General features: G+C 67.2%; 20 protein-coding genes, 1 tRNA gene and 1 pseudogene. 20 read left to right on the forward strand and 2 right to left on the reverse strand.

Annotated features, from left to right (window positions below; translation table 11 throughout):
- Positions 1–42 precede the first annotated feature (42 nt).
- On the reverse strand, positions 43–744 hold the full coding sequence (locus tag LKE50_04165; protein MCH3967806.1) for a GntR family transcriptional regulator: 702 nt from the start codon (positions 742–744) through the stop codon (positions 43–45).
- 213 nt (positions 745–957) lie between these two features.
- On the opposite strand from LKE50_04165, the gene LKE50_04170 reads away from it, so the two are divergent.
- From LKE50_04170 to LKE50_04210, 9 genes are all read left to right on the forward strand, one after another.
- Positions 958–1,251: a hypothetical protein gene (locus tag LKE50_04170; GenBank protein MCH3967807.1), complete on the forward strand. Its 294-nt coding sequence runs from the start codon at positions 958–960 to the stop codon at positions 1,249–1,251.
- A 1-nt stretch (position 1,252) separates the two neighbouring features.
- Positions 1,253–2,731: a PTS transporter subunit EIIC gene (locus tag LKE50_04175; GenBank protein MCH3967808.1), complete on the forward strand. Its 1,479-nt coding sequence runs from the start codon at positions 1,253–1,255 to the stop codon at positions 2,729–2,731.
- 149 nt (positions 2,732–2,880) lie between these two features.
- Positions 2,881–4,398, forward strand: coding sequence for a hypothetical protein (locus LKE50_04180; protein ID MCH3967809.1), 1,518 nt, complete (start codon positions 2,881–2,883; stop codon positions 4,396–4,398).
- A gap of 77 nt (positions 4,399–4,475) precedes the next feature.
- Positions 4,476–5,354 carry an ROK family protein gene (locus LKE50_04185; protein ID MCH3967810.1) on the forward strand — a complete coding sequence of 293 codons (879 nt, stop codon included), beginning with the start codon at positions 4,476–4,478 and terminating at the stop codon, positions 5,352–5,354.
- A gap of 109 nt (positions 5,355–5,463) precedes the next feature.
- Positions 5,464–5,540 (forward strand) — tRNA-Met (locus tag LKE50_04190).
- 371 nt (positions 5,541–5,911) lie between these two features.
- Positions 5,912–6,136, forward strand: a complete 225-nt coding sequence (locus LKE50_04195) for a helix-turn-helix domain-containing protein (GenBank protein MCH3967811.1) — start codon at positions 5,912–5,914, stop codon at positions 6,134–6,136.
- 175 nt (positions 6,137–6,311) lie between these two features.
- Complete coding sequence (locus tag LKE50_04200; GenBank protein MCH3967812.1) at positions 6,312–6,596, forward strand: helix-turn-helix domain-containing protein; 285 nt, start codon at positions 6,312–6,314, stop codon at positions 6,594–6,596.
- Positions 6,586–6,918, forward strand: a complete 333-nt coding sequence (locus LKE50_04205; GenBank protein ID MCH3967813.1) for a hypothetical protein — start codon at positions 6,586–6,588, stop codon at positions 6,916–6,918. Before LKE50_04200 ends, LKE50_04205 begins: the two co-directional genes overlap by 11 nt.
- A 158-nt stretch (positions 6,919–7,076) precedes the next feature.
- A complete protein-coding gene (locus LKE50_04210; protein ID MCH3967814.1) occupies positions 7,077–7,913 on the forward strand; it encodes an ATP-binding protein in 837 nt (278 codons plus the stop codon).
- 106 nt (positions 7,914–8,019) lie between these two features.
- Here the strand turns inward: LKE50_04210 and LKE50_04215 are convergent, their stop codons facing one another.
- Positions 8,020–8,400 (reverse strand): hypothetical protein, encoded by a 381-nt coding sequence (locus LKE50_04215; protein ID MCH3967815.1) that lies wholly within the window; start codon positions 8,398–8,400, stop codon positions 8,020–8,022.
- Positions 8,401–8,626: 226 nt separating this feature from the next.
- Between LKE50_04215 and LKE50_04220 the strand changes: the two genes are divergently transcribed.
- The 11 genes and pseudogenes from LKE50_04220 (at position 8,627) to LKE50_04270 (ending at position 21,502) form a co-directional block, all read left to right on the forward strand.
- A complete protein-coding gene (locus LKE50_04220) occupies positions 8,627–8,941 on the forward strand; it encodes a hypothetical protein (protein ID MCH3967816.1) in 315 nt (104 codons plus the stop codon).
- The gene (locus LKE50_04225) at positions 8,850–9,224 is read left to right on the forward strand and encodes a hypothetical protein (protein ID MCH3967817.1); all 375 of its coding nucleotides are present in this window, start codon (positions 8,850–8,852) and stop codon (positions 9,222–9,224) included. Before LKE50_04220 ends, LKE50_04225 begins: the two co-directional genes overlap by 92 nt.
- Positions 9,221–11,005 carry a type IV secretory system conjugative DNA transfer family protein gene (locus LKE50_04230; protein ID MCH3967818.1) on the forward strand — a complete coding sequence of 595 codons (1,785 nt, stop codon included), beginning with the start codon at positions 9,221–9,223 and terminating at the stop codon, positions 11,003–11,005. The genes LKE50_04225 and LKE50_04230 overlap by 4 nt, the downstream gene beginning before the upstream one ends.
- 103 nt (positions 11,006–11,108) lie before the next feature.
- A complete protein-coding gene (locus LKE50_04235) occupies positions 11,109–11,324 on the forward strand; it encodes a hypothetical protein (protein MCH3967819.1) in 216 nt (71 codons plus the stop codon).
- A gap of 9 nt (positions 11,325–11,333) precedes the next feature.
- Positions 11,334–11,537: pseudogene (locus LKE50_04240) on the forward strand (PrgI family protein).
- 187 nt (positions 11,538–11,724) lie between these two features.
- On the forward strand, positions 11,725–14,214 hold the full coding sequence (locus LKE50_04245; protein ID MCH3967820.1) for a conjugal transfer protein TraC: 2,490 nt from the start codon (positions 11,725–11,727) through the stop codon (positions 14,212–14,214).
- Complete coding sequence (locus LKE50_04250) at positions 14,211–15,875, forward strand: NlpC/P60 family protein (GenBank protein MCH3967821.1); 1,665 nt, start codon at positions 14,211–14,213, stop codon at positions 15,873–15,875. Before LKE50_04245 ends, LKE50_04250 begins: the two co-directional genes overlap by 4 nt.
- Positions 15,876–15,889: 14 nt before the next feature.
- Complete coding sequence (locus LKE50_04255; GenBank protein ID MCH3967822.1) at positions 15,890–16,603, forward strand: hypothetical protein; 714 nt, start codon at positions 15,890–15,892, stop codon at positions 16,601–16,603.
- An 11-nt stretch (positions 16,604–16,614) separates the two neighbouring features.
- Positions 16,615–17,604: a conjugal transfer protein TrbL gene (locus tag LKE50_04260; GenBank protein MCH3967823.1), complete on the forward strand. Its 990-nt coding sequence runs from the start codon at positions 16,615–16,617 to the stop codon at positions 17,602–17,604.
- Between the two features lie 56 nt (positions 17,605–17,660).
- Positions 17,661–18,149 carry a DNA gyrase gene (locus LKE50_04265; GenBank protein MCH3967824.1) on the forward strand — a complete coding sequence of 163 codons (489 nt, stop codon included), beginning with the start codon at positions 17,661–17,663 and terminating at the stop codon, positions 18,147–18,149.
- Positions 18,150–18,154: 5 nt separating this feature from the next.
- Complete coding sequence (locus tag LKE50_04270; protein MCH3967825.1) at positions 18,155–21,502, forward strand: VaFE repeat-containing surface-anchored protein; 3,348 nt, start codon at positions 18,155–18,157, stop codon at positions 21,500–21,502.
- Positions 21,503–21,541: the final 39 nt, after the last annotated feature.

A 21,541-nucleotide genomic window follows, 5' to 3' on the forward strand; every position in this document is an offset into this window, starting at 1 on the left:
ACGGTCGTTCTTCTCGGCATGCCTGTCTCCCCTGTATCCCCGTCATTCCATTCCGACGCTCATGAACTCCGCCCCATGGGCATGGCGCGAGCGGGTGTATGTGAACGGCCTGCCATCGGTGAGGTACTCGACCTGCTCGATCTCGAGGAGCGGCTCGTCCGAGGGGACCTCGAGCAGACGGCACTCCTCCGGCGTGGGTTTCGCGGCCCGCACCACGCGGTTCGAGCTCGCGATGGTGTAGTCCGTGCGCTCGCGGATGTAAGCGAACAGCGAGGTCTCGGCATCGTGGCGCCTGAGGTCTGGGAAGAGCTTGATGGGCATATAGGTGTACTCGACGGTCAGGTGGACGTCGTCAGAGATCCTGAGCCGGCACATGTAGTAGGCGAACTCATCGGGCTCCATGCCCAGGCTCTTCGCGATGGGGTCGGGAGGGGCAGCGACGGTGAACTCCTCCACCTCGGTCCTGACCTTCTTGCCCATGGCTGTCTGCTGGGCGTAGAAGCCCCCCATGTCACAGGAGATCTCCGTGCCCGATGCCGTCGTCGCCATCTTCGGGATGAGGGCCTTCACGAAGGAGCCTGACCCCTTTCGCCGCACGATGAGACCCTCGACCTCAAGTTGGTCCATGGCTCGCGTGATGGTGATTTTGCTCACGCCATACCGTTCACAGAGTTTCTGCGCCGAGGGGAGAAGGTCGTTGCATGGGTAGGTGCCATCGGCGATCTTCGCCTTGATATCTGCCACTACCTGCTCGTATTTGTGCACGGCGACCTCCCCTGCGGATTAATCACATCAGATTCCGATGTCACCATGATAACCGCTCACCGATGCATTCTTGTCTGGCTGATAGAACATGCTATGTTCGCAACGTAACATGTTAGGTAATGGCACAAAGCATGTTACGCATGTGTCGAAACGAGTTGAGGGGGAATCGCTTTGGGAGAGGGACCGACAAGGGTGGCCCTGTTCTGCAGCGGGGGGTTCTCGACGAGCCTTGCTGCGGCAAAGGTCCAGAAGTACTTCGAGCAGACGAACAGGAACATGACGATTGACGCCTACGGCTATGCCGACCTCAATGACAAGGCACCCTCTGCCGACGTCATCGTGCTGGCGCCGCAGATCCGCTACGTCTACGACGACGTGGTCAAGGAGTATCCCGACAAGAAGGTCGTGAAGCTCACGATGCAGGAGTTCGGAAGCATGGACGGCGCCATCATCGCCGGACGTCTCGCCAAGGAAGGTGTTGAATAGGATGTCGAACGACAAGGTAGAGAGGTTCGAGGACTCGTTCACCCGGGTCGCAGGTAAGTTCGCGGGCAACAAGATGCTGCTCACGCTTCGTGACTCGTTCATCCTCGTCTCTGCGACGAGCATGATCGCGGGCTTCGCCCTCATGATCTCCTCGGTGTTTGTGAGCCCGTCATCGGGACTCATCTTCTCTGACAGCGGCCTCAACCTGGGTGCCCTCATCTTCGGGTCTGCCGACGCGTTCAAGGCGTCCGGACTGTACTCGGGACTTGGGACCGCGAGCACCCTCATCGGCCTGGTCTCGCATGGCTCGCTCGACGTGTTCGCCGTGCTGCTGGTAGTCGTGTTCGCTCGCACCTTCTCGAAGAAGTACTTCCCCCATGCGGAGGAGCATCTCACCTCGGTGCTGTATGCCCTCGGCTCCTTCTTCATCTGCATGCCCTGGAAGTTCACGTACACGCCGACCGACACGACCGACTCGATCAACGTCCTCAACTACATGGACACCACGTTCTTTGGTACCAAGGGCGTATTCGCCGCGCTGGTGATCACCGGGCTCGCCGTCTGGATCTACAACACGGTGCTCGACAAGGGCCTCAAGATCTCGATGCCCGATTCCGTGCCACCTGCGGTGGCCCGCAGCTTCGAGTCGCTCATCCCTGGCTGTGCCACCATGGGCTTCTTCGTAATCCTCACGAGCCTGAGCACGTCGCTCACCGGCCAGAGCATGCCTGAGCTCTTCCTCACGCTGCTCCAGGCACCGGCGCTCGCCATCTCCAACACCGGCGCGTTCGCCTTCGTCTCGCAGTTCACGTGGAGCCTGCTGCAGTGGTTCGGCATCCATCCCACGTCCATCTGGGGCCCGATCTTCGGCCTTACCTGGAACATCAATGACACGCAGAACATGCTCGGCCAGGCCCAGAACATCTACTCGACCCTGTACATGAACTTCTCGACCGTCGCCGCCGGCACCTGCTCGGTCGCCCCGGTGCTCGCCCTCATCCTCTTCTCGAAGAGGGCGTCGGCCAAGAAGATCACCAAGATTCCCATCATGCCTGCCATCTTCAACATCTCAGAGCCGATCACCTTCGGCCTGCCCATCGTGCTCAACCCGCTCTATCTCATCCCGTTCGTCGTGGCCCAGCCCCTCGGCTTCTACATCGGCCTGTTCTTCACGCAGATAGGCTTCATCGGGCCCATCGTGAACAACGTGCCGTGGACTGTGCCGACGCTGATCTCGGGCCTGCTGTACACGGGCTCCATAAACGGGCTGCTGGTCCAGGCGGTCATCCTCGCTGCGACCACGGCCATCTACATCCCCTTCATCAAGATCGATAATAAGGTGAACCCCGAGGTCGATCCTGACGAGGAGAAGGCGCAGACAGATGGTGCCGGCGAGCAGGTTGACTCGCCGGTGCTCGAGGCCGATGCCATAGCTGTTGGGGAGCTGCCGACCTCAAAGTCGGCTCCCGCGGTCGCCTGACGGCACCTGGCAGGTCCGTGCGCCCGCTCGACGGGAGGCCCCTCTCCTTCGCCTCCCGTCGGGTGGACGTACGTGCCATATGCAACGAGAAGGACCATTCGCATACCCCGCCGGTACGGCTGATGCGGGGGAGAGGGGCAACGGATCACATGGAGCTCGCGCTCGACAAGCTGTTCTCTGACAACATGGTGCTTCCTAGCGGACGCACCTTTCGCGTGAGCGGGCGAGGTGTGCCTGGTCGGATGATCAGGGTGAGGGTGGCCTCGCAGGTGGTCACGACCTCGGTGACTGCATCGGGCACTTGGTCGGTCGAGGTGGATCCCGGGGGTGACGCGCATCCCAAGGAGGGGTCGCTCGTCGTGGACGACAAACAGTCCGGGGCCAAGGTAGTCGTGGAGCACGTGAGGTTCGGACACGTCTATCTCTTGGGCGGACAGTCCAACATCGAGTTCCGCATGCGGGAGGACGAGGGCTACGTCCAGGCATTGGACGCGATGCCCCAGCCGTGGGCCTATGTGTATACCGTCCCGCAGGTTGAGTACCTGGCAGATGACGGCTCCGTCATGCCCGAGGGACTCGACGGGGGTGCATGGCTGCCACTCGGCTCCGCTTCCTTGGGCAACGTCTCCGCTGTGGGCTACTATGCGCTCCAGGCCATCCACCGGGAGCATCCGGATGAGGTCGTGGGTCTCGTCGACTGCTTCAAGGGCGGGACGTCGGCCTCGTGCTGGGTGCCGCCTGAGGTCCTCGTGGACCCAAGCCTCCATGAGGCCTATGTCGAGCCCTTCGAGGCGGCGATAGCCGACAAGGACGAGGCGGACTTCGATCGGGAGCAGGAGACCTACGAGTCGCTGGTCGAGAGGCACAACGATGACCTTGCGAGGTATCGTGCCGCCCATCCGGACCGCACGCTGAGCGAGGCCAAGAACGTGGTGGGGCACACGCCTTGGCCACCCCCGGCGCGTCCTACTAGCCCCTACAGGCCCTCGGGGCTCTATGGGACGATGTTCGTGCCGGCGAGCTCCTACTCGTACTCCGCAATCGTGTGGTACCAGGGTGAGGACGACTCGAAGCATGCGAAGCTCTATCACCAGCTCCTGACCGGGCTCATCGGTGCCTGGCGTCATGCCTTGCATGATGCCGAGGTCCCCATCTATGTGATGCAGCTCCCTGGGTATGCGGATGACCTGCCAGACTCGTGGGCGCTCGTGCGTCAGGCCCAGCTCAGGGTCTCGTACGAGATGCCTGGGGTCCATCTCGTCTCCATCGCTGACACGGGTGACGAGCACAACATACACCCCGCCTCCAAGCGGGTGGCAGGTGAGCGTTTGGGGCGCGTACTGTCGAGTCATTCCTGCGACGGTACACCCGTGCCAGGTAAGGTTCACCTTCGCGACGATGCCCTGACGGTCGAGGTGGACGATGCGGAGTCGATTGCTTCGGACGGCGACGCTGTGGCAGAGGTGCGGGAGGATACCGGATGGAACCGCGTCTGCATGACGGTGCAGAATGACCCGCCGCGGGTACTTATTCCGGTAGGGGCTAATACTACCCGCGTGAGGTACGGCTACGAGAACTACCCTCATCTCGTGATACGGGACGACTTCGGCCAGCCGCTGGCTCCCTTCGAGCTTGCGCTGAAAGAGGGCGAATGGTCCCTGGCGTAGGTGCCTATGACCTGAGACCTTAGAATGTGATGCGCGATACCACTCAAGACAGAATATGGCAGGAGAAGGGACACGGCATGCGCGACCTCATGGCGATAGACGTGGGCGGCACCTCGATCAAGCTCGCGGTATGGCACGACGGCAAGCTGGTGGACGAGCACAGCGTACCCACGCCCGACTCGCTCGACGGCTACTACGAGGCCCTCGAGTCCGAGGTGGCCTCCGCGCGCGAGGGCTATCCCATCGAGGGCGTGGCCATGAGCTCGCCCGGTGCTCCCAACAGCCAGACCGGCGTGATCGAGAGCTCGAGCGCCATCCCCTACATCCACGGCTTCGACATCAGGGACGAGCTCGCGCGCAGGTTCTGCCTGCCCGTGAGCATAGAGAACGATGCCAACTGCGCTGCGCTGGCCGAGGTGGCGGACGGCGTGGGCAAGGATGCCACGAGCCTGCTCTTCGTGGTCATCGGCACGGGTGTGGGCGGCGCCGTGATCATCGATCGCAAGCTCTGGCACGGCGCCCACCTTCTGGGTGGCGAGTTCGGCTTCGCGATCACCAAGGACGGTCGGATCCTCTCCGAGGTGGCGAGTCCCGTCTCTATGGCGGCGCGTTACAAGGAGCGCACCGGTCACGAGGTCACGGGCAAGGAGGTCTTCGACCTGGCGGAGGAGGGCGACGACGTCGCGGCCGACGAGGTCCACACGATGACGTCTACGCTGGCCAGGGCCCTGTTCAACCTGCAGTACTGCTTCGATCCGCAGATGATCGTGCTGGGTGGCGGCATCTCGAACAACCCGCACCTCATTCCCCTGCTGGAGGCCGAGGTAAAGGACCTCCAGGCGACCCTGCCGTTCAAGACCATCGCCCCGACGTTGGTGACCTGTGCCTATACGTCGGCCGCGAACCTGCGCGGTGCTGTGGAGAACTTCGAGCAGACGTATTCCGAGGTAGGGTAGGTCAGGCGAGAGGAACCATCCGCGTCGGTAAGTCAGCAGACATCCTGAGTTGACAATGGTTCCAAGGCCGTGTAATGTTCTCTCTTGCGCTTACGAGCGCTCCACATATTGCGGGGTGGAGCAGTCTGGTAGCTCGCCGGGCTCATAACCCGGAGGTCGTTGGTTCAAATCCAGCCCCCGCGACCAAAAACATGCAGGTCATCGGCTTGTCCGATGGCCTGTTTTTGTGTCTTGCACCAAGGCCCTTGGTGCGCGCGCACCAAATAGCGTGCGAATGGGCTTTCTATGGAGGCCAATCCGCTGCAAGTTATCCCGACGCCGCCAACGGTGCCAGGCAGTCCCAAACCGCCTCAAATCGGTCATTGGAGGACGTCCTCGACGTCCCCGCAGGTCTTCGCCAAGAGCGCGAGGATGGTCGTTCTGTGACTCCCGACCCTGCAAGATGCTAGGAGACCCTAGGCCCTTCCCCTTGTGATGCCGCGTGGGCAAGTCGCCCTAGTCTGCCCCTTGCACCAAGTCGACGGCAGGAGATCGGAGCAAGGATGACAGCGAGTCACATGGCACCAAACGGTGAGGTCGGAGTTTCGCCAAGACGCGAGCCAGAGCTCATAGGCGTTAGGGAGGCGGCGGACATCCTCAATGTCTCCTCCCGAACGGTCACGAGGCTCTGCGGCCTCAACAAGATCAAGAGCGTGAAGATCGGCTTCCAATGGCGTGTCAACCGTGCCGCCCTCATGCGTTATGCCGGCCTTGAGGAGGGCCGCGACGATGGGGAGCTGTGAGGAGATCGCCTCGGGATGCGCTGCCCTGCGAGATATGAATAAGTGTCCTTGGCATGCGTTAACGTCAAAGGACCCATGGCTGGCAAACGAGGCTGAGACACCCTATCCACTGGCCCATGGGATTAGCTGCGCCTACGTGCCGGCCGTCAACCCCTCCGATTGGAGATGATCGGTCATGGCTGAAACGCGCGCGGACGGATGCACGACGCTCGGTTCCTGGGGCGTGAGCATCAAGGAGTACTACACCATCGAGGAGGTGTCGCGCCTGCTCCACGTTCACGTCACGCGAATAAGGGAGCTCGCAGACCAGGCCGACGACCCGATGCCGTTCCGCTGCTTCGAGGGTCAGAGGAGGAACGGATTCATCTACCGCGAGGACCTGGTGGCATGGCTCGACAGGCACACGGTGCTCTGGAGGGACCAGAGGGCCATGAGGCCGGGGGCCGGGGATGGCTGCTAGCGAGAGGCCCGACGAGTACGTGACCATCTACCGCTTCATGACGCACGAGCTCGGACTCTGGGGAGTGGACCTCCTCGTCTACGCAAGGGTGCTGAGCTTCTGCACCGACCCCGACGGCAGCTACTACGAGAGCAGGGGACGATGCGCCGACTTCCTCGGAATCAGCAGCCGACAGGCCGCGAGGTCGTTCGCAAGGTTATGTGCGTCCGGGCTCATCGACGACATCGGGATGAGGCGGCATCAGACGGGCTGCAGCACCAGGGAGTATCGCGTGAACAGGGAAGTGATCTCAGCGATTCTCCACGGCGGCCAGTGGGGGTGACAGGATGTCATGACACCGTGTCACCCCCCTGACAGCGTGTCACCCCCTATGGCCGAAAGGGGTGACACCATGTCACCCCCACCCCTGACACCATGTCACCCAAGATTAGAAAGGAGAATAGAGTGGATGGAGAAGAGAGGGGCAAGGGGCGCCTGGTCTTGCCATCGGAGGCAATGGCGGCGGGGCTCGTCGATCAGGAGCCCGACAAGGTTCCCTGCCCGCATTGTGGCAAGCCGCTCGACCAACTCGGGGCGGTCTTCGCTGGTAAGGTCTACTGGGTGTCGCACGCGAGGTGCGGGTGCCAGGGCGAGCGCCGCGAGGACCGGGAGGTCGCCGATGCGGCGGAGACGGCCGAGCAGGGCGAGAAGGCGCGCCTCCTCGCAAGGGCCGGCGTCCCGGCGAAGTTCGCCGATGCCACGCTCACGGACGGTTATTGCAGGGCGTACGTCGACTCGTTCGTGAAGGACGAGACCTCGACGGGGCTCTACGTGCATGGCCCAGTGGGCACCGGCAAGACGTACAACGCCGCCGGTATCGTCAAGGCGCTCATAGCGAAGAAGTGCGACGCGATCTTCTCGTCCGCGCTGGACATCTTCACGAACATACAGGAGACCTACGACAGCGGGGCCTCGAGCAAGCGCGAGATGGAGCGCTACCTGTCCTGCGGGATCCTGGTCCTCGACGACCTGGGCAAGGAATCGAACACGCGGTGGGCCCTCACGATGCTCTTCACGCTCGTGAACGCCCGCTATGAGCGGATGCTGCCGACCGTGATCACGTCGCAGTACACGATGGAGGGGCTCAGGCAGCGGCTCTCCCAGAAGGGCGAGCGCGAGACAGCCGAGGCCATCGTATCGAGGCTTTCGGAGACGTGTATGGACGTGACCCTTCTGGGCGGGGACAGGAGGAGGGTGGAGACCAGTCTTCCGATGAGATCTCCGAAGGTCGACAAGGAAAACTCTGGGCAAACACTGTCGGGACTTGAGGGCTTCTGAGAGGCTATCTTGAGCACCAGAGATGCCGAGCGCGGAAGCTCTTCTAACGGGAGGTCTGAATCCAGGGCCATCTGTCGGTGCCCTGGCAGCGCAATGAGTCCGGGCGCTATCCGATGTGGGTCTGTCTGCCTGGTACCGAACCGACCACCCCTGAGTACTTCTTGCCGCACACGGAGCAGCGTGCTTCCCCGTTTCCCCGTGCTAGAGAGATGACAATCCCCGAATCCTCGTAGCAGCTGGGGCATATGGGGCCAAAGCGTGATCCATCATCCTCGACGAGATAGTAAGAACTGCCGTCGCGCTTGAGCTCCTCGCGCCTGCGGAGCTTGGTGGACAGCTCGTCCGCTTTCTCTCTGAGCTCACGGTTCTCATCTTGGAGCTTGAATAATGAGTCGCGTGCCTCATAGAGCATCTTCTGGTCGTCTGCTGAACTGATGCCAGCGGCTATGACGACGATGGCTCGAGCGATATCGCCAACACTAGCCATGAGTCTGCCTTCTTCCTGTTGCCCTATGCCTCATCCTACCCCGTCCTTCGGACAGCGCGTTGTCTGTCTTCGCCAGGACAGACAACGCCGCCCACCTCGCCAGCCGTCTCCTGTGTAATCAGTCGCGGCGGGCCACGCTCGGCATCCAACATCGACTCGGTAAACAGTGGCCGCAAGGTGGCCCGTCAACGTCGAGGTGGCTCGCCGTCATCAGGGAGGTGACGGCGTGGCGGAGGACTTCGGCGACGATGCCGGGCAGCAGCTCTACGAGTGGACCATGCGCATCGGTCCTCTACGCGAACAGGCACCCAGGGGCGGGCTCGTCCCAGGAGCAGGTGCAGAGGGCCGTCGACAGGCTGACGGCCTGCGCTCGAGCACGCGCGGGACATGGCGCCCGATGCGGCGGGCCACGAGGACCTCGCTCCCTGAGTACGCCAAGCTCGACCTCCATGAGTTCAAGGAGCTCGACGACTTCCCAGCCGTCCGCTCCGCGATCGACGCGCGGCTGTCCTCGGACGGGCTTCCTCCACTACTTCAATGACGACGAGCAGGGCAGGAGCTGGCTCGTCTTCCGCACGGCAGACGCACCTGGCGTCTCCGCGAGCTTCGACACGTTGGCGGGCGATGCCAGGAAGGCCGGCGAGCGCGCCGCCGCCGAGATACGGTCGCGGGCACGATGCGACCGGGAGGCTGGTCGGGACGAGGAGCCGCTGTCAGAGCGTGCCACGCGCGTCAGGGCAGCGTCCAAGGCGCAGGAGGAGACCAAGGCACCTGAGCACGCTCCCGAGCCGCGGCACCACAAGCAGGAGACGAGGGCGAAGTGAGCAGGACCCGAGCCCTCCCCGCGCCCGTGGTCGCGCTCGCCTCCGCGGCGGCGTTCCTCGCGGGAGACCTCTACGCCGCCACGCTCTCGGCCATGCCGGGGCAGGCCGCCTCGAACCTCGAGGCGGCCGTCTCGCAGGTCCCGTCATACCTCGCCGCCAATGGCCCCGTCCCCTCGCTGGACCCCGTGCCGCTGGCGGTCGGGACGCTCGCGTGCTGCGGGGTGTGGGTCGCTTGGTCGTACCAGCTCGTCCGGGCCGGGAACTACCGCCAGGGCGAGGAGCACGGGTCGGCCAGGTGGGCCACGCCGCACGAGGCGTCGCGCTTCGCCGACCCCACGGACCCGTACGCCAACATCATCCTCACCAGCCACGTGTCACTCGCGCTCGCGCGTGCCGACCACGATCCCCGATACGAGCGCAACCGCAACGTGCTTGTCGTCGGTGGCTCGGGCTCCGGCAAGACGAGGAGCTACGTCCTGCCGAACCTGCTGCAGGCCAACGCCTCCTACCTCGTCACCGACCCCAAGGGCACCCTGGCCGACGAGGTGGGCCCGATGCTCGTGCCCCTCGGCTACGAGGTCCGCCGCATCGACACCGTCGACTTCCGGAGGTCGGACCACTACAACCCCATCGCGTACGTGAGGTCTCAGCAGGACGTGCTGGAGCTCGTCGACTGCCTCATCGCCAACACGAAGCGAACGAGGAACGACTCGGCCGACCCCTTCTGGGAGAACTCGGAGCGCCTGCTCTACACGGCGCTCGTGGCCTACCTCGTGGACCACTGCCAACGGGAGGACGCCAACCTCCCAGGCCTCATGACGCTGCTGTCGCTCGCCGAGGCGAGCGAGGCCGACGAGGGATTCGAGAGCCCGCTCGACCTCCTGTTCCGCGAGGTCGAGACGGGCTGCAGGTGCGTCGTCGACGAGGAGGGCGAGGAGGCAGGCGGCCGGGCCTTCTGCGGCGGTGCCGCGAGGGTCAGGTGGGTGCGGGTGGCGGAGCCGCTCACGCCCGAGCAGGACTTCGCCCTCTCCCGCTACCGCGCCTTCAAGGCGGCCGCCGGCAAGACCCTGAAGTCGATCATCATCAGCTGCAACGCCCGGCTCAGCGCCCTCGACAGCGCGGAGCTCAGGGAGCTCCTCTCGCGGGACGACATGGGGCTCGACCGCATGGGCGAGGCGGGGCGGCGCACCGCGATCTTCGCGACGTCGTCCGACACCAACGGCACCTACTCGTTCGTCCTGGCGCTCCTCGTGTGGCAGGCGACCAACCTGCTCTGCGAGCGGGCCCTCCGCGAGCACGGCGGGAGCCTTCCCGTGCCGGTGCACCTCGTCCTCGACGAGTTCGCCAACATCGGGCGGCTCCCAGACTTCGAGCGGACGGTCGCGGTCGTGCGCTCGCGCAACATCGGCGTCTCGGTGATCATCCAGTCAACGGCCCAGCTCAGGAGCCGCTACGGGGACGACGCCCAGACGATCGTCGACTGCTGCGACACGACGCTGTTCCTCGGGGGCAAGTCGTCCGAGACCAACAGGGGTGTCTCGGAGCAGGTCGGCAAGGAGACCGTCTCGCTCCTCGGGACGAGCGAGAGCCGCGGGGCCAACCCCAACTCGACCCAGAGCAGGAACGTCGCCGAGCGGGACCTCATCCAGTCGGCCGAGGTCGCGAAGCTCGACCGCCGCCGCGCCATCGTCCTCATCGCCGGGGCCGACCCCGTCATCGACGGGAAGTACGACCCGGCCAGGCACCCGCGCCTCCGCGAGGGGGTGGTCCCCATGAAATAGGGGAGCCCGCGGGGGAGGCGAAGCGCCGCGCCTCCCCCGGACGGGCGTCGCGGCGCACGGGAACGGTCGCGGCACCGCCGCGCCGACGTCATGGAGGCACCACATGCTCTCACAGATCATCAGCCTCGTCTCGGGGTGCGTCTCCTTCCTCGGGGGCTTCCTCGTCGTCTGGGGCGCCGTGTCGCTCGGCCTCGCCATACGCGAGCAGCAGGGCGGCGCGCAGATAGCGAGCGCCATCTCGACCATCGCGGGCGGGGCGATCATCATCGCCGCCTCGGTCTACTTCGGGATGCTCGACACCTCGTGGCTCCCGGCCTAGGGGGCGGCGATGTCGCTCAGCGTCGCGGTCCACAAGGACATAGGCGAGTACACGGAGAAGGTCGTAGGCAAGCTGAGCCTCAGGACGCTCGGCTGCGTCGCGGGCGGCCTCGCCACCTCGGTGGGGACGGCGGCCGCGTGCCACGTGCTGCTCGGCGTCGAGCCGGCCGACGCGAGCCTGCCCGTCATGGCGGCCTCGATGCCGTTCTGGCTCATGGGGTTCTGGCGCCCCCACGGGATGCGGGCCGAGAGGTTCGTGCCGCTCCTGTGGGAGCACGCGACCGGCGACGGGCTGCTCCTCTACAGGAGCAGCTGCTCGATGGCCGCGCCGCCGCAGGGGCTCGCCGCCAGGGAGTCGAGGGGATACCGGAGGAAGTCTAGGAGGAAGGGGGCGGAGCTCCATGAGCCGAGCCAAGAGGGGCAAGACGGACGAGGGGGCCGACCAGGGGCGCACGCCGCGGCCGGGAGGCAAGCCCATGGGCAGGAGGATGCGGGAGCAGGAGCGCGAGCTAAGCACTTCCGTCGCTGAGAGGCGCCGCCATCGTCGCGCGGCCAGGGACGTCTACAACGCGATAGGGTTCGAGGCGATGTACAGGGACGGCATCTGCGAGGTGGAGGAGGGGCTCTTCTCGCAGACGGTGTCGTTCTCCGACATCAGCTACCAGTCCGCCAGGAAGGACGCCCAGGAGGCGGTCTTCTCGGCATGGTGCCAGCTGTTCGACTCCTTCGGGGCCGACAGCTCGGTCCAGCTCTCCGTCGTGAACACGCCGATACCGGCCGACGAGATCGGGAACAGGACCTTCTTCGACGGGTCCGACCCCATCACGGGGCGGTTCGCCGCCGAGTACAACCGGATCCTCAACGACAAGATGCGCGAGGGCGTCTCCAACCTCGTGCGCGACCGCTACCTCACGTTCTCGGTGGGCGCGGCCGACGCCGCCTCGGCCGTGCCGAGGCTCGCGCGCGTCCGCGGCGACGTCACGCAGGCGCTCCAGCGCATCCGCTGCGACGTCGGGCTCCTCGACGGGGAGGCGCGGCTGCGCGTCGTGAACGACCTGCTCCGACCCGGGCGGAGGCTCGACTTCGACTGGGGCATGGTGGGTGCCGAGACGGGCCTGAGGACCAAGGACCTCATATGCCCGTCCTGCATCGAGACCAAGCCCGGCGGGTCGTCCACCTGCCTCAGGGTGGACGGCAAGTGGTGCCAGACGCTCGTCGTCCGCTCCTTCGGCAGCGAGCTCTCGGACCGCTGCCTCGCCGAGCTCATCGACCTCCCCATCCCGCTCGCCGTGGTCCTGCACGTGCAGGGCATGGACAAGGCGAGGGCGATCTCCTACGTGAAGCAGCGCCTCGCGTGGATGGACAAGGAGATCATCGACGAGCAGATGAGCGCCGTGAAGCGCGGCTACGACTTCGAGATCCTGCCGTCCGAGCTCAAGTACTCGAAGGCCGAGGCCGAGGACCTCCTCGACCACCTCCAGAACAGGAACCAGCGCCTCTTCTCGTACACGGGGCTCGTCCACACCTACGCGGACACCCCGGCCGAGCTCGACGACCAGGTCATGCAGATCATGCGTGCCGCGCGCTCCAACTCCATCGACCTCGACACGCTCGACTACCGGCAGCGAGAGGGCCTCAACTCGGTCCTCCCGCTGGGGAACAACCACGTCGAGGTGAGCCGCATGATGACGACGGCCCAGGTCGCCATCCAGATGCCGTTCGCCACGCAGGAGGTCAACCAGGCGGGCGGCGGCTACTACGGCCAGAACAAGGAGTCCTCGAACCTCGTCATCTGCAACCGGAAGAGGCTCGCGAGCCCCATGGGCTACGTCGCCGGCAAGCCCGGCAGCGGCAAGAGCTTCTCGGTGAAGCGGGAGATAGAGAACACGATCCTCGCCTACCCCGAGGACCAGGTGATCATATTCGACCCGGCGGGCGAGTACTCGCCCGTCGTGGTGCCCAACGGGGGCACCAGCATCAGGCTCGGCCCCGACTCCGGCGCCCACCTCAACCCCTTCGACCTCGCCGACGTCGCCGAGCAGAGCCCGAGCGCCCAGCGCGCGTTCAAGATCGACGCGTTCCTGGCCCTGTCGGGCGCGACCATGGCCGAGGGCAGCCAGGGCCTCCCAGAGGCCGACAAGTCGATCATCAGCCGCTGCGTGGAGGAGGCCTACGAGGCGTGCGACGCCCGCGCCGCGACGCCGACGCTCCAGGACCTCTACGACACGCTCCTCGCCCAGCCGGAGCGTGAGGCGCGCGACATAGCCCTCCGCTACGAGCGCTACGTGAGGGGCGCGACCTCGTTCTTCAACCACGAGAGCAACGTGGGGTTCGAGGACAGGGTCACGAACGTGGACTTCCGCGACCTCTCGCAGAACATGCGCGTCTTCGGGATGCTCACCGCCCTCGAGAGCGTCCGAAACCGCATGTACTCGAACTTCGAGCGCGGCATCACCACCTGGCTCTACATCGACGAGGTCCAGTCGCTCTTCGAGCATCCGTCGATCGTGAGCTACTTCTCGAAGTTCTGGGCGGAGGGTCGCAAGTTCAACCTCATCTGCACCGGCATCACCCAGAACTCCGTCTACATGCTCGAGCACGAGGAGGCCAGGAACATGGTCCTCAACTCCGACTTCGTGCTGCTCCACAAGCAGAGCTCCCTCGACCGCAAGGCATGGGTCGACCTGCTCGGGCTGTCGGAGCAGGAGTCGCGCTACATCGACGAGTCCGTGAAGCCTGGCGAGGGCCTGCTCGTCGCGGGAGGGGCACGCGTCCCCATAAAGGACGACTTCCCCAAGGGCGCGCTCTACGACCTGTTCAACACCAAGCCGGACGAGGTCGCCGAGGCCAAGCGTGCCGCCGCCTCGTCCGCGGGGAGGCGCGCGAGGTGAGCGGGACGGCGGAGGACGGGCCGCGCACGCGCCCCAAGGCGTCGGAGGTCGCGTTCGAGGGGAGCACCGACGCGGTCACGTCCGGCATCGTCCGCGACGCCGACGAGCGCACAGGCGCCATGTCCCGACATGCCCATGGCGGGCGTGGCGCCACGGCGACCAGGGGCGCCAGGGCGCTCGGTGCCGCACGCGACCTCGCAGGAGGGGCGACCGCCGCCGACCCCGACTCCGACGACGGCCGCGAGGCCTCCGAGGACGCCATCGAGGGGACGGGGCGGACGGCGTCGAGGGCCGCGCGGGCCCGGCGCGACGCATCACTGAGGAGGGACGGGCGCGAGCAGGCCACGGCCGGCAAGGGCGCCGAGGGGCAGGCGGGGACGGGTGCCGGCGGTCCCGGGAGCGCCGACGCCCCCAGGACCGGGGGCCCTGCACTGCGCTCCGGTGAGGCGCGGGCCGGCGCCACCAGGGGAGCGGGAGGGAGGTCGCGCACGTCCGTCCTGCGCGCGACCCGCGCCAGGCATGCGGGGCATGCGACGAGAGCACGGGGAGCATCGCGTGCCCTCGCGTCGCGGAGGGCGGCGAGTGCCGCAGCCGCCTCACGGGCGCAGGCAGCGGCCACCGGCGCGGCGGCCAAGGCGGGCGGCACCGCGGTCGCCGCGGCGGCACCGGCAGCGGCCGTCCCGGTCGCCGGCGTGCTCGCCGGCATCCTCGCGTTCGTGCTCGCCTCGGTGGTCGTCTCCCAGCTCCTGGGATCGGTCTTCGGGTTCTGGGAGAACGAGGAGTCCAAGCGGTCGGTCGCGGGACTGCCTCCCTACATCACCTACTCGATGGTGGAGGAGGCCCTGCGCTGCCAGGAGGAGTACGGGCACCCGGCGGGCTGCACCATCGCCCAGATCATCCTCGAGTCCGGGGTGGGCGACCACCTCTCGGGGCTCGCCACGCGGGACAACAACCTCTTCGGCATCAAGTGGGCCTCGAGCTTCGCCTCGTGCCCGGAGGTCACCGGCAAGGAGTCCTGGCAGACGGGCGAGGAATACGACGGGCAGTCGGTGACCATCACCGACGCCTTCACGTGCTTCGCGTCGTACGAGGACTGCATCAGGTTCCGCTCGCGGGTGCTGCTGCAGAACAGCCGCTACGCCGACAACGCGCTCATCCGGCAGGCGATCTCCGAGCACAGCTCCGACCTCATGGCGGAGGGGCTCAAGGACGCCGGCTACGCGACGTCCTCCTCCTACGTCGACTCGCTCAAGTCGGTCATGGACACCTACGGGCTCAGGCGCTTCGACGCGATGACCGTGGCCGACCTCGCCTCATCCACGTCCGCGGACGGGGGCACGGTGGTCGCGGCGGCCATGACCCAGCTCGGCACGCCGTACGTCTGGGGAGGGACGACGCCCTACGTCGGCCTCGACTGCTCGGGACTCACGCAGTGGTGCTACGCGCAAGCCGGCATCTCGATACCGAGGAACAGCGAGGACCAGCATGCCGCGGGGACGTCGGTCCCGCTCTCGGAGGCACGTGCCGGCGACATCCTCTGGAAGCCCGGCCACGTCGCCATCTACCTCGGCGGCAACTCGTACATACATGCACCGAAGCCCGGCGACCACGTGCGCGTGGCCGAGGGGATCAGCTACTTCACCTGCGCCGTCAGGTTCTAGACGAAGGAGACCACATGGAACGGAAGAACAAGGTCATGGCCGTCGCGGCGGCAGGCGCCGTCGCGGTCCTCGTGCTCGCGAGCGTCGCGAGGTGCTCGGCGACGGGGCGGGCGGACGCGGCGGCAGCCACCGAGGCGGCCACGGGCGAGGCCGCCCAGCCCACGGCCGCCACCACCACCGAGACGCCCACGGCGACCGAGAGGCTGGCATCGCGCGAGTGGATGTCGCCGGACGACGCCGGCAGACGCATGACGCTCTCGGACGGCAGGCTGGTGGAGACGGACGGGACCAACACCTACACGTGCTCCTACGAGGTCGTCTCGGACGGCACGGGCGGATGCGAGCTCGACGTGCTCAGGGCCGACGGGAGCAGGGTCACCGCCGTCGTCACCGTCACGGGGTCGGGCGACGGCATGCGCGCGTCCTCGGACGCCTTCCAGGTGTCCCGGTCCTGGGTCCCCGCCCCCGAGGACGGCGGCACGGTGACGGTCACGGGCGTCGACAGGGCGTACCTCGACCTGGTCGGGGGAGACGGGCCCGGGCTCGAGGCCGCCGTGGCCTCCTGGTGCTCGGCCCACGCGCTCGCGGCCAGCGAGGCCACGTTCGACGGGGAGGTCTACCTCGACACGAAGGCAGGCGACGTGACGGCGACGCTCACGTGCGACGACCCGGGCAGGACCATCCTGTCGGTCACCTGGTCCGACGGTGCGTTCTCGGTGGCAGGCTAGCCATGGGGGCCATGACCGCACGTGCGACCCGCATGAGGGTCGCGCTCACCGCGACGCTCACGTTCGCCGTCCTCGCGTGCCTCCTCGCGCCGACCCCCGCCTGGGCGTCGATCGCGGACGACATCAACTCGTGGATGTGCGGGGTCCTGCGCGACACCTGCAACTGGATATTCGGGGCCCAGGCCGACGTGCTGGGGTCGATCGGGGTGGACGGGGTGCTCTCGAAGCCCTTCGACCAGATGCTCGGCACGGCCGGCGGGACCACGCTCCACGACATGGCCCACGGCGTGTGGGAGACGGCGGTCCTGCCGATCGGCTGCGGGGTCCTGTCACTGGTCTTCACCATCCAACTCATCCACGTGTCCCAGCGCATGGACGGCAACGCGAGCATGCCAGGGGTGCGCGAGGTCGTGTTCCTGCTCGTGTTCTTCGCCGTCTTCCTCTTCCTGGTGCAGCACTCCTTCGACCTCATGGGTGCGCTCTACGAGGTCGTGCGGCTCGCAATCACCAGGACCACGTCGCTGTTCGGGGCGGGCGGCGCCATGGACCTCGACGCGGTGAGCATCGTCACAACGGAGGACGACGTCGCGGCCCTCCTCGCGATGATCGTGGTCGCGCTGGTGAGCTGGCTGGTGGTGCTCGTCGCCTACGTGGTCGCGCTCGTGGTCACGTGGGCGCGGGCGATCCAGCTCTACCTCATGGCGGCCCTGAGCCCGATCCCGCTCTCGCTCATCTCGCTCGAGGAGACCCGGCAGATGGGCGTGGGCTACCTCAAGCACTTCGCCGCCGTGTGCCTCGCGGGCCTGATCGTGGTCGTCCTGCTCATCTCGTTCCCCGTGGTGCTCGGCGGCCTCAACGCCGCGAGCGCCGGCACCGGGACGGCCGTGGACTCGGTCGTGGGCGGCCTCAGCTACGCACTGCAGTACCTCGCCATGTGCATCCTGCTCATCCTCTCGCTCGTCAAGAGCGGGGCATGGGCCAGGGACGTGCTCGGCGGCTAGACATACCTGCCGACAAGGGCCCCGCCGGGGCCCCGGAGAAGAAGGGAGCAAGACAGATGGCAGAAGGGGAGAGGGAGAAGGTCTACCTGACCTTCCACAGGAGCTTCGTGAGGGAGCACATAGGCTACACGGACGCCCTCACGGGCGAGGAGCGCACGTTCAACGTGGTGACGGTCCCACCGGGCACCGTCATCGACGGGAGGGACATGGGCGGCTGGGAGTTCAGCCCCCTGTTCGTGAACCCCTCGCGCTACAAGGGCGAGGACTTCCGGGACGTGCCCCTGCTCGCGGACCGGGAGGTGTGGCTCCGTCGAGACGTCCTAGACGCAGACGGCAACCCCATGCCCGACGGCAACGGCAGGAACGAGCGGGAGACCGTCAAGGTCATGCCGTCCGCCATCAGGCAGGCGATGGCGGAGGAGCGGGCCGCATGGGCCAGGGAGCACGCGACGGACAGGACGCTGGGCGAGAGGGCCCAGGAGGCACGGTCGGCATCCGACGTGATGGCGGGCACGCAGGTGCCCGCCGGGACACAGGAGAGGTAGGGAGCATGTCATCAAAGGGAAGAGGGGCGGCCGAGGCCGTCCGCAGGCACGTGAGAGGGGCGTTGCGCGGCGGCACCGCGGCACGGGTGGCCGTCGTCATGGCGGCCGTCGCATGCCTGGTGGGGCAGACCCTGGGCGTCTCGGGGGCCACGCCCGCGCTCGCGCAGGGAGAGCAGGCGTCCTACTACAACGACCACGGGGGAGACGTGGGGCCGTACGAGGCATCGAGCTTCGGCTGCTACCAGAGGACGGACGACGGGTCCGACTCCGGGGTGGCCTACTGCATGGACGGCGAGAAGCACGGGCCAAACGCCGAGGTCACATACACGAGCGAGGGCGGCTCGGACACCGTGCTCAGCTACCTCGTCGCCTATGGCTACCCCAACGGGACGACGATCTGCGGCCGCACGCTCAGCGCCGGCGAGGCGAGGTCCGTGACGCAGATCGCGATCTGGTACCACCGTGGCTACGACCTCACGGCCCAGGGGCTCTCCGGGGAGAGGCTCGACCTCGCGCAGCTGGGGATACGGTTCTGCCAGGAGGCCGAGGCCTACGAGGCCTCCGGCGGGGCCAACCTCGGGTGCGGCACGGTCTGGTACGCCAACGACTCGAGCCAGCGCATGCTCCTCACCTCCGAGGCCAAGGGTGGCGTGGAGCTCACCAAGTCCTCGGCCAACCACGAGGTGACGGACGCCAACGGGAGCTACTCGCTGGCTGGTGCGGTCTACACCGTCTACTCGGACGCGGCATGCACCAAGGCGGTCGCGACCATCACCACCGACGCGGCCGGGAGGGGGTCGGCCTCCGGGCTCGTCCAGGGGAGCTACTGGGCGAAGGAGACCACGCCAGCGAGCAACTACGCGCTCTCGGGCGACGTCATAGCCTTCAAGGTGGCCGGCGGCCAGGTCACCCAGGTCGCCGCCGAGGACGCGCCCCAGGTGAACGACCTCGGGACCGTCCTCGCCAAGCTCGACGCCGAGACCGGCAGGGCCTCCGCGCTCGGTGCCGGCACGCTGGGCGGCGCCACCTTCGAGGTCGGCTACTACGACGGCCAGTACGACGCAGAGAGCCTCCCGCCCAAGGCGACGCGCACCTGGACCGTGACCACCGAGACGGACGGCACGGCCGACCTCTCGTCCGCCAAGGGCGACGCGCTCTACCACGACGCGGCCGGCAGGGCCTGCGTCCCCGTGGGCACCGTCACCGTCCGCGAGACGGCGGCACCCGAGGGCTACCTCGCCACCGGCGGGACGCAGGTCGCGCACGTGACCTCGTCTGGCACCGCCGAGCTCGTCTCGGCCTACGTCGCGCCGAAGGTCCCGGAGCAGGTCAAGCGCGGCGACCTGTCGCTCGTCAAGGTCCGCGAGGGCAGCATGGCCCGCCTTGCCGGCGTGCCGTTCCTCATCACGTCCAAGAGCACCGGCGAGGCCCACGTGGTCGTGACCGACGCCAACGGCGAGGCCAGCACCTCGTCGTCCTGGAACGCCCACACCTCGGGCACCAACTCGAACGACGACGCGACCACAGGTGCCGCCACCTCCGCCGCGGCGGGGGTGTGGTTCTCGGGGAGCACCTCGCAGGCCACCGCGGCGGACGACTCCAAGGGGGCGCTGCCCTACGACACCTACTCCGTGACCGAGCTCCGCTGCGAGGCGAACGAGGGGCTCGACCTCGTGAGCTTCGACGTCACGGTCACCCGTGACGCCACGTGCGTCAACGGCGGCACCGTCGACGACCAGGAGGGCCCGGCCATCGCCACCACCCTCACGGGGGAGGGTGGCGAGCACATGGCCCAGGCCGACGCCACGGCCACGCTCACCGACACGGTCGAGTACGAGAACCTCACGGTCGGCAGGGAGTACGAGCTAACGGGAACCCTCATGGACCGCTCCACGGGCAAGGCCGTGACCGACGCGGATGGCGACGCCGTCACGGCGACCACCACGTTCACCCCGCGGCTCTCCACGGGCACGACGACCGTCACCTTCGAGCTCGACACGTCGGCACTCGCCGGCCGCTCGGTCGTCGCGTTCGAGAGCCTGACCCTCGACGGGAAGGTCGTGGCCACCCACGCCGACATCGACGACGACTGGCAGACCGTGGACATCCCGAAGGTCGGGACCACGGCCACGGACGCCGAGGACGGCGCCCACGACGCCTGTGCCGACGGGGACGTCACCCTCGAGGACGTCGTGGCCTACGAGAACCTCGTCCCGGGCAAGGAGTACCAGATCACCGGCACCCTCATGGACAAGGGGACCGGCGAGGAGGTCACGGGTCCCGACGGCGAGCCCGTCACCTCGACCACCACGTTCACGCCCGAGGCGCCGTCCGGCAGCGAGACCGTGACCTTCAGGTTCGACCCGAGCCTCATGGCCGGCCGAACGGTGGTCGCCTTCGAGGAGCTCACGCACGAGGGCCGCACGTACGCGGTCCACGCCGACATCGACGACGAGGGGCAGAGCGTGACGTTCCCCAAGGTGTCGACCACCGCGACCGACGCGGCCGACGGCGACAAGCTCGTCGACGCCACCGAGGGTGGCGAGGTCGTCGACGTGGTCTCCTACGAGGGCGTCACGCCCGGCAAGGCCTACGTCGTGTCCGGCACCCTGGTCGACTCCGGGACGGGCGACGTGCTCTCCACCGGCACCACGGAGCTCGTCCCCGACGGGGAGTCGGGCACCTGCGAGGTCAGGTTCGAGGTGGATGCGACCGGCATGGAGGGCCGCTCCCTCGTCTGCACCGAGGAGCTGAGCCGCGGCGGCAAGGTCGTGGCCACGCACGCGGACCTCTCCGACGAGGGGCAGACCGTGGGCGTGCCCGCCATCGGCACGACGGCCACCGACGCGGCCGACGGCGACCACGAGGCCGAGGCCTCCGCCGAGGTCACCATCGTCGACACGGTCGAGTACTCGGGGCTCGTCCCCGGGCGCGAGTACGAGGTCACGGGGACGCTCGTGGACAAGGGGACGGGCGGTGACGTGACAGGTGCTGACGGCGGCAAGGTCACCTCGTCGGCGACGTTCACGCCGGAGGCCACCGAGGGCACCGTGGACGTCACCTTCACCTTCGACGGCACGTCCCTGGCCGGCCACGACGTGGTCGCCTTCGAGACCGTCACGCACGAGGGCCGCGTGGTGGCCACGCATGCGGACCTGTCCGACGAGGGACAGACCGTGGGCATCGTCGAGGTGCCGGTCGTCCCAACGGAGGGCCTCCCCAAGACCGGCGACGAGGGGCTCCCGCTCGTCCCGGCCGCCGCGCTGGCGCCCTGCGCGGTCGGTGCCGTCGCGGGCTCGTGGGCCCTCCGACGTCACGTGGCCCGCGACAGGGGAGGTGAGGGGGATGAGTAACCCCTACGCCACGCTCGCCTGGTTCTTCGGCGGGCAGTT

The organism is Atopobiaceae bacterium (genome assembly GCA_022483015.1).
Lineage (GTDB): Bacteria > Actinomycetota > Coriobacteriia > Coriobacteriales > Atopobiaceae > JALCUE01.

Bases quoted from the DNA above. Each gene is read 5' to 3' on its own strand.
- LKE50_04185 (MCH3967810.1), top strand. From the start codon at position 4,476: ATGCGCGACCTCATGGCGATAGACGTGGGCGGCACCTCGATCAAGCTC.
- LKE50_04265 (MCH3967824.1), top strand. From the start codon at position 17,661: ATGGCAGAAGGGGAGAGGGAGAAGGTCTACCTGACCTTCCACAGGAGC.
- LKE50_04260 (MCH3967823.1), top strand. From the start codon at position 16,615: ATGACCGCACGTGCGACCCGCATGAGGGTCGCGCTCACCGCGACGCTC.
- LKE50_04180 (MCH3967809.1), top strand. From the start codon at position 2,881: ATGGAGCTCGCGCTCGACAAGCTGTTCTCTGACAACATGGTGCTTCCT.
- LKE50_04215 (MCH3967815.1), bottom strand. From the start codon at position 8,400: ATGGCTAGTGTTGGCGATATCGCTCGAGCCATCGTCGTCATAGCCGCT.
- LKE50_04195 (MCH3967811.1), top strand. From the start codon at position 5,912: ATGGCACCAAACGGTGAGGTCGGAGTTTCGCCAAGACGCGAGCCAGAG.
- LKE50_04205 (MCH3967813.1), top strand. From the start codon at position 6,586: ATGGCTGCTAGCGAGAGGCCCGACGAGTACGTGACCATCTACCGCTTC.
- LKE50_04245 (MCH3967820.1), top strand. From the start codon at position 11,725: ATGAGCCGAGCCAAGAGGGGCAAGACGGACGAGGGGGCCGACCAGGGG.
- LKE50_04255 (MCH3967822.1), top strand. From the start codon at position 15,890: ATGGAACGGAAGAACAAGGTCATGGCCGTCGCGGCGGCAGGCGCCGTC.
- LKE50_04175 (MCH3967808.1), top strand. From the start codon at position 1,253: ATGTCGAACGACAAGGTAGAGAGGTTCGAGGACTCGTTCACCCGGGTC.
- LKE50_04235 (MCH3967819.1), top strand. From the start codon at position 11,109: ATGCTCTCACAGATCATCAGCCTCGTCTCGGGGTGCGTCTCCTTCCTC.
- LKE50_04200 (MCH3967812.1), top strand. From the start codon at position 6,312: ATGGCTGAAACGCGCGCGGACGGATGCACGACGCTCGGTTCCTGGGGC.
- LKE50_04225 (MCH3967817.1), top strand. From the start codon at position 8,850: ATGAGTTCAAGGAGCTCGACGACTTCCCAGCCGTCCGCTCCGCGATCG.
- LKE50_04270 (MCH3967825.1), top strand. From the start codon at position 18,155: ATGTCATCAAAGGGAAGAGGGGCGGCCGAGGCCGTCCGCAGGCACGTG.